Genomic DNA, 6,111 nt, shown 5'->3' on the forward strand with positions numbered 1-6,111 from the left:
CCAACCGGGCCGCCTCCACGGCGTGCTCGGGCCCGGCGCCGCGGTCGATACTCACGATGGCGCCGGTCCACACGCCGTGACGGCGCCCGGCGTCGGCCGCGGCCGGGAGGATGAACTCGAGCGCCTCCTCCGCTGAGCCGAACGCGACCGCCTTCTCGGGGATCGACGCGAACTCCAGCGCCACCACACCCTGCGCGGCGGCGTCGGCGACCACCTCGTCCAGTAGCCGCCCGACCCGCTCCGGGGTGTGCAGCAGGTCGATGAGCAGGCCGTACGCGCCGAGGAACGCGGTGAAGTCCGCATACTCCACGAGCGGCGGCGCCTCGATGCCGTCCTCCGCGCACCACTGCCTCAGGGTGGCCTCGCGCATCGCCGCCTCGAGGTGCACGTGCAGGTGCGCCTTGGGCAGCGCGGTGAAGCGGTCGCGGGCGCTCGTGCCGGGGGTCATTCCTCGGCCTTGACCTCGCGGGCCTCGTCGGCGACGTGCTGGTGGGTCATGGGGTCGGTGCCGTCCCACGAGGAGACGTTCCGCGCCTTGGGCAGGTCGTCGCGGTGGAACACCGGGTTGTGGCCCTTGGCCCGCTGCTGCAGGTAGTGCTGCAGGAGCGCCACCGCGAGACCGCCGAGCGGGATGATCGCGATGAGGTTGATGGTGGCCATGACGCCCATGAACAGGTCGGCGAGGTTCCAGATGAGGTCGACCGAGCCCAGGCTGCCACCGAGGACGGCGAGCACCACGAGGATGCGGAAGGTACGCAGTGCGGCGGGGTTGCCGCGCAGGAAGGTGATGTTGGCCTCGCCGTAGTACGAGTTGCCCAGGATGGAGGAGAACGCGAGGAAGAAGATGACCACCATGAGGAAGGGGACGCCCCAGTCGCCGACCGAGGCGGCCAGCGAGTCCTGGGTGAGCGTGATGCCCTCGCGGTCACCGCCGAACTCCGGGTTGGCCAGCAGGATGATGAAGGCGGTGGCCGAACACACGATGATGGTGTCGAAGTAGACGCCGAGCGTCTGGACGAGGCCCTGCTTGACCGGGTGGGAGACCGATGCGGTGGCGGCGGCGTTGGGCACCGAGCCCATGCCGGCCTCGTTGGAGAACAGTCCGCGGCGCATGCCCTGCATGATGGCCGCGCCGACCGCGGCGCCGGCGACCTCGCGGAGCCCGAGCGCGTGGCCGACGATGAGGGAGATCATCCCCGGGACCTCGGTGATGTTGAGGGCGACGACGACGAGGGCGACGACGATGTACGCCACCGCCATCACGGGGACCAGGATCTCGGTGACCGCGGACAACCGGCGGACGCCACCGAAGATGACGGCACCCACGACGAGGGCGAGGCCGATGCCGATGATCAGGCCCGGGGTGAAGCCCTCGAGGGAGAACTGGTTGCGGACGGACTGCGCGATCGAGTTGGCCTGGACGGCGTTGAACACGAACCCGTAGGTGACGGTGATGATCACGGCGAAGGCGATGGCCAGCGGCTTCCAGCCCAGCCCGTCGCGGATGTAGTACGCGGGTCCGCCCACGTAGGAGTCCTTGCCCTTGACCTTGTACAACTGCGCCAGGGTGGACTCGACGAACGCGGTGGCGCCGCCGATGATCGCCAGCAGCCACATCCAGAACACCGCGCCCGGCCCGCCGACCGTGATCGCGATCGCCACGCCGGCGACGTTCCCGGTGCCCACGCGGGAGGCGGCGGAGATGGTGAAGGCCCGGAAGGCGGAAATGCCCTTCTTGTCCTCCTCGATGTCCGACGGCTTCTCGAAGATCGCCCTGATCATCTCCGGGAACATCCGGATCTGGACGATGAGGGTGGTGACGGAGAAGTAGAGACCGGCGACGACGAGTAGCGCGATCACCGCGTACCAGTAGACGTCGTTGATGGACACGATGAAATCGGTGACAGCGCTCACACGGTGACGGTATCGGATCACGGCAGTTGAGGCGATCCGACCTACCCTGGGAGTCGTGACCGACTTCGCACCGACCGCCCCGGACGTCGCCCTGCTCTTCGAGGGCGGCGGTATGCGGGCGGTGCACACCGCGGGGGTCGTGGAGACGCTGATCGAGGCGGGCATCCACACCGGGTTGGTCGCGGGGATCTCGGCGGGTGCCTCCCATCTGGCGAACTACGTGTCGCGCGACGCGGTCCGGGCCCGCAAGAGTTTCGTGGAGATGGCGGCGGACCCGAACTTCGGCGACTGGCGAAGCTTCGCCCGCGGCAAGGGTCTGTTCAACGCCGAGTACATCTACGAGCAGGCCGGACTGCCGGACGAGGTGCTCCCGTACGACTTCGAGACGTTCGACGCCAGCGGTACCGAGGCGCGGATCGGGACGTTCCGCTGCTCCGACGGAGAGACCGTCTTCTGGGGCGAGGATGACATCACGTCGATGAGCGACCTCATGAGGATGGTCCGGTCGTCGTCGACGATGCCGGTGTGGATGCCGCCCGTGCTCATCGACGGCGAGTACTACGTCGACGGGGCGCTGGGTCACGACGGCGGGATCCCGCTGTCGGAGGCTCGCGACGCGGGGTACGACAAGTTCCTGGTGGTGCTCACCCAGCCGCACGGGTATCGGAAGATCCCGCCACGGCGGCTGACGCCGTTCTACCGCTCCTACTTCCGCCGGTTCCCGGCGGTGGGGGAGGCGCTGATGCACCGCTGGGCCCTCTACAACGAGACCCTCGACGAGATCGAGGCGTTGGAGGAGTCGGGCGAAGCACTGGTCTTCCGGCCGCACCGGGTGATGATCCGCAGCTACGAGCGGCGCGTCGACCGTCTCGCCGAGGCGTATGTCCTCGGGCGGGAGCAGGCCAGGCGTGAGGTCGACACCTGGCTCGACTTCTGCGGGATGTAAAGCGTCCGAAATCGCGACACGCCCCGGTGGCGAACCACCGGGGCGTGTCGAGTCAGATCAGGAGCCGAACAGCTCCGCGCCACCACTGAGGGTGCCGAGTACGTAGGCCGGGAGGCGCAGCAGGCCGTCGATGGCCGCCGAACCGAACGGCGCGGGGATGAGCTCGGCCGAGCCCGCTGCAAGTCCTGCCCAGAAATCAGAGAACATGGTGTGTCCTTTCGATGTGGTACCCACCAGCTGTGGGCTATGTCTCAGACACTACGGTCGGTCGCGGGGCCGACGCCACCGCCGAATCGTGACCTTTCCGCTCCTTAACTAATTGCCTAACCGTTATGCTGCATGGTTCCCACTTTATGAGGAAATGCCTAGGCTGACGGCGGGGCGTCTGGGGTGCGGATCCACCACAGGGATGGGTCGTCAGATCAGCTCCGGAAGGAGTGCATCATGGGAAGTCTCGTAGAGCTCGCCGGGTCGTCGATGGCGGCGGCCGGCAGTCTCGTACAGGAGTCCGGCTCGACCCTCGTGGATTCGGCGACGTTCCTCCCGTTCCACATCGTCCAGATCCTCTGGGGGACCCTGTTCGGCATCGCCGGGGATCTCGGCTCGACCTTGCCGGGGGCGTGAACTCGACGTCACCTGAGTGACGACGGGCGGGCGGGGGTCGGTTAGGTCACCCTGGATAGACAGACCAGTCTGTCCTGACTATTGTCGCGGTCATGACCGATACTGCAGCCGCCCCCCGCCCTGCTCGTCCCGCGCGGGCGCCCAAGCCGCAGGGGCAGTGGAAGATCGACGGCAAGCTGACGCTGAACCACAACGAGGAGTTCAAGCTCACCGACGACGCGCTCAACGTGCGCCAGCGGATCCTGGACACGTACTCCAAGGAGGGCTTCGCCTCGATCCCGTCGGACGACCTCTCCGGCCGTATGCGCTGGTGGGGCCTGTACACCCAGCGTAGGCAGGGTCTCGACGGCTCCCGCACTTCCAAGCTGGAGGCCGACGAGTTGCAGGACGAATACTTCATGATGCGCGTCCGTACCGACGGCGGCGCGGTCACCACCGACCAGCTGCGCGTGCTCGCGGGGATCTCGACCGACTTCGCCCGCGGCACCGCCGACATCTCCGACCGGCAGAACATCCAGTACCACTGGATCGCGATCGAGGACGTCCCCGCCGTCTGGCAGCGGCTCGAGGACGTGGGGATCGACACCGTCGAGGCCTGCGGCGACTGCCCGCGCGTCATCCTCGGCAGCCCGGTGGCGGGCGTGGCGGAGAACGAGATCCTCGACCCCACCCCGGTGATCGCCGAGATCAAGGCCAAGTACATCGGCACCCCCGAGTTCTCGAACCTGCCGCGCAAGTTCAAGTCCGCCATCACCGGCCACCCCAGCCTGGACGTGGTCCACGAGATCAACGACATCTCGCTGGTGGGCGTCGAGCATCCCGAGCTCGGTCCCGGTTACGACCTGTGGGTGGGCGGCGGCCTGTCCACGAACCCGCAGCTCGCGACCCGCATCGGCGTGTTCGTCCGCCAGGAGGAGGCCGCCGAGGTGTGGGCCGCCGTCGTGGGCATCTTCCGCGACTACGGCTACCGCCGCATGCGCACGCGCGCCCGGCTCAAGTTCCTCATCAAGGACTGGGGCGCCGAGAAGTTCCGCCAGGTCATGCAGGACGAGTACCTGGGCCGCGAGCTGCCGGACGGCCCGGCACCCCGCCGCGGTGTCGGCTCGGGTGACCACGTGGGCGTCTTCGAGCAGAAGGACGGCCGCTACTACGTGGGCGCCGCCCCGACCGTCGGCCGCGTGGGCGGCGAGAAGCTGGCGCAGGTCGCCGACCTCGCCGAGGCCGCGGGATCCAAGCGCGTCCGCTTCACCCCGCACCAGAAGCTGCTCGTGCTGGACGTCGAGCCGGACAAGGTCGACCAGCTGGTCGACGGACTGGCCGAGATCGGCATGTACGCCCGCCCGAGCTCGTTCCGCCGCGCCACCATGGCGTGCACCGGCATCGAGTTCTGCAAGCTCGCCTTCGTCGACACCAAGGACACGGCGACCGCGCTGGTCGACGAGCTGGAGCGGCGCTTCGCCGACGACGCGCCCCTGCGCACGCCGCTGTCGATCCACCTCAACGGCTGCCCCAACAGCTGCGCCCGGATCCAGACCGCCGACATCGGGCTCAAGGGACAGCTGCTCGACGGTGACACCCCCGGATTCCAGGTCCACCTGGGTGGCGGGCTGGCCTCCCAGGACCAGGAGTCGGGTGGGCTCGGGCGCACCGTCCGCGGCCTCCGCGTGCCGTCGGCGGAGCTGCCCAACTACGTCGAGCGCGTGATCCGCAAGTACATGGACACCGGTGCCGGCGGCGAGACCTTCGCCGAGTGGGCGCACCGGGTGGACGAGGAGGCCCTCGTATGACGGCTGTAGCTCTGGACCTGCTGCCCCGCAGCACGGTCCTCACCCCCGGCCCCGGTCGGAAGCGCACCACCTCCGAGCTCAAGGCGATCGCAGAGGAGGCCGGCCGTCGCTTCGACGACCGCGGCCTCTACGGCAACCACTCCGAGATCGACCCCGCCGAGGTCCTGGCCTGGGCGGGCGAGACCTTCGGTGACGCGCTCGCGGTGGCCTGCTCCATGGCCAACACGGTCGTGCCGGAGATGACCGCACCCCACGCCCCCGGCGTGGACGTGCTGTTCCTCGACACGAGCTACCACTTCTCCGAGACTGTCGGCGTCCGCGACGCGCTCGCGGCGACGCCCGGCCTCAACGTGGTGGACGTGCGCAGCCCGGCCACCCGCGCCGAGCACGAGGCCGCCCTCGGCCCGCGCCCCTTCGAGACCGACCCCGAGCTGTGCTGCCGCCTGCGCAAGGTGGAGCCCCTCGACGCCGCCCTGTCCGGCTACGAGGCGTGGATCACCGGCCTGCGCCGCGTGGACACCGACCACCGGGCCGGCGCGGCCATGGTCGAGTGGGACGAGAAGCACTCCATGGTCAAGATCAACCCGCTGGTCGCGTGGACCCTCGAGCGCGTCCACGACTACGCGGCCGAGCACGGGTGCCTGCTCAACCCGCTGCTCGACGACGGCTACCCGTCGATCGGCTGCGAGCCGTGCACCCGCCGCGTCGAGGCCGGAGCGGATCCCCGCTCGGGCCGCTGGGCGGGATCGTCCAAGACCGAGTGCGGCATCCACCTGTGACCAGTGCGCTCTCGGCGCCGCCCGCCGGCCCGGCACCGACGCCGGCGCTGGACGGGCTCCC

General features: G+C 69.2%; 6 protein-coding genes and 1 pseudogene. 4 read left to right on the forward strand and 3 right to left on the reverse strand.

The annotated features are described in order from the left end of the window. Together G6023_RS12585 and G6023_RS12590 are read right to left on the reverse strand one after the other, a co-directional pair. Positions 1-448, reverse strand: a pseudogene (locus tag G6023_RS12585) (adenosine deaminase); the annotation flags it as partial. After that, positions 445-1,914, reverse strand: coding sequence for an alanine/glycine:cation symporter family protein (locus tag G6023_RS12590; protein ID WP_182635815.1), 1,470 nt, complete (start codon positions 1,912-1,914; stop codon positions 445-447). The pseudogene G6023_RS12585 and the gene G6023_RS12590, both read right to left, overlap by 4 nt. Before the next feature lie 55 nt (positions 1,915-1,969). Here G6023_RS12590 and G6023_RS12595 point away from each other — a divergent pair, with 55 nt between their 5' ends. Then, on the forward strand, positions 1,970-2,860 hold the full coding sequence (locus G6023_RS12595) for a patatin-like phospholipase family protein (protein WP_240341207.1): 891 nt from the start codon (positions 1,970-1,972) through the stop codon (positions 2,858-2,860). A 57-nt stretch (positions 2,861-2,917) separates the two neighbouring features. Here the strand turns inward: G6023_RS12595 and G6023_RS12600 are convergent, their stop codons facing one another. Then, positions 2,918-3,067: a hypothetical protein gene (locus G6023_RS12600; RefSeq protein ID WP_172812132.1), complete on the reverse strand. Its 150-nt coding sequence runs from the start codon at positions 3,065-3,067 to the stop codon at positions 2,918-2,920. A gap of 237 nt (positions 3,068-3,304) precedes the next feature. On the opposite strand from G6023_RS12600, the gene G6023_RS12605 reads away from it, so the two are divergent. From G6023_RS12605 to G6023_RS12615, 3 genes are all read left to right on the forward strand, one after another. Beyond that, positions 3,305-3,484, forward strand: coding sequence for a hypothetical protein (locus tag G6023_RS12605; protein ID WP_143337720.1), 180 nt, complete (start codon positions 3,305-3,307; stop codon positions 3,482-3,484). A gap of 92 nt (positions 3,485-3,576) precedes the next feature. Next, complete coding sequence (locus G6023_RS12610) at positions 3,577-5,271, forward strand: nitrite/sulfite reductase (protein WP_182635816.1); 1,695 nt, start codon at positions 3,577-3,579, stop codon at positions 5,269-5,271. Continuing rightward, positions 5,268-6,050, forward strand: coding sequence for a phosphoadenylyl-sulfate reductase (locus G6023_RS12615; protein WP_182635819.1), 783 nt, complete (start codon positions 5,268-5,270; stop codon positions 6,048-6,050). The genes G6023_RS12610 and G6023_RS12615 overlap by 4 nt, the downstream gene beginning before the upstream one ends. Positions 6,051-6,111 lie beyond the last annotated feature (61 nt).

It is taken from the genome of Dietzia sp. DQ11-71 (assembly GCF_014144995.1).
Lineage (GTDB): Bacteria > Actinomycetota > Actinomycetes > Mycobacteriales > Mycobacteriaceae > Dietzia > Dietzia kunjamensis.

What these genes read in the sequence shown, in the direction of transcription:
- G6023_RS12600 (WP_172812132.1), bottom strand. Translation starts at nt 3,067, where the DNA reads ATGTTCTCTGATTTCTGGGCAGGACTTGCAGCGGGCTCGGCCGAGCTC.
- G6023_RS12605 (WP_143337720.1), top strand. Translation starts at nt 3,305, where the DNA reads ATGGGAAGTCTCGTAGAGCTCGCCGGGTCGTCGATGGCGGCGGCCGGC.
- G6023_RS12610 (WP_182635816.1), top strand. Translation starts at nt 3,577, where the DNA reads ATGACCGATACTGCAGCCGCCCCCCGCCCTGCTCGTCCCGCGCGGGCG.
- G6023_RS12615 (WP_182635819.1), top strand. Translation starts at nt 5,268, where the DNA reads ATGACGGCTGTAGCTCTGGACCTGCTGCCCCGCAGCACGGTCCTCACC.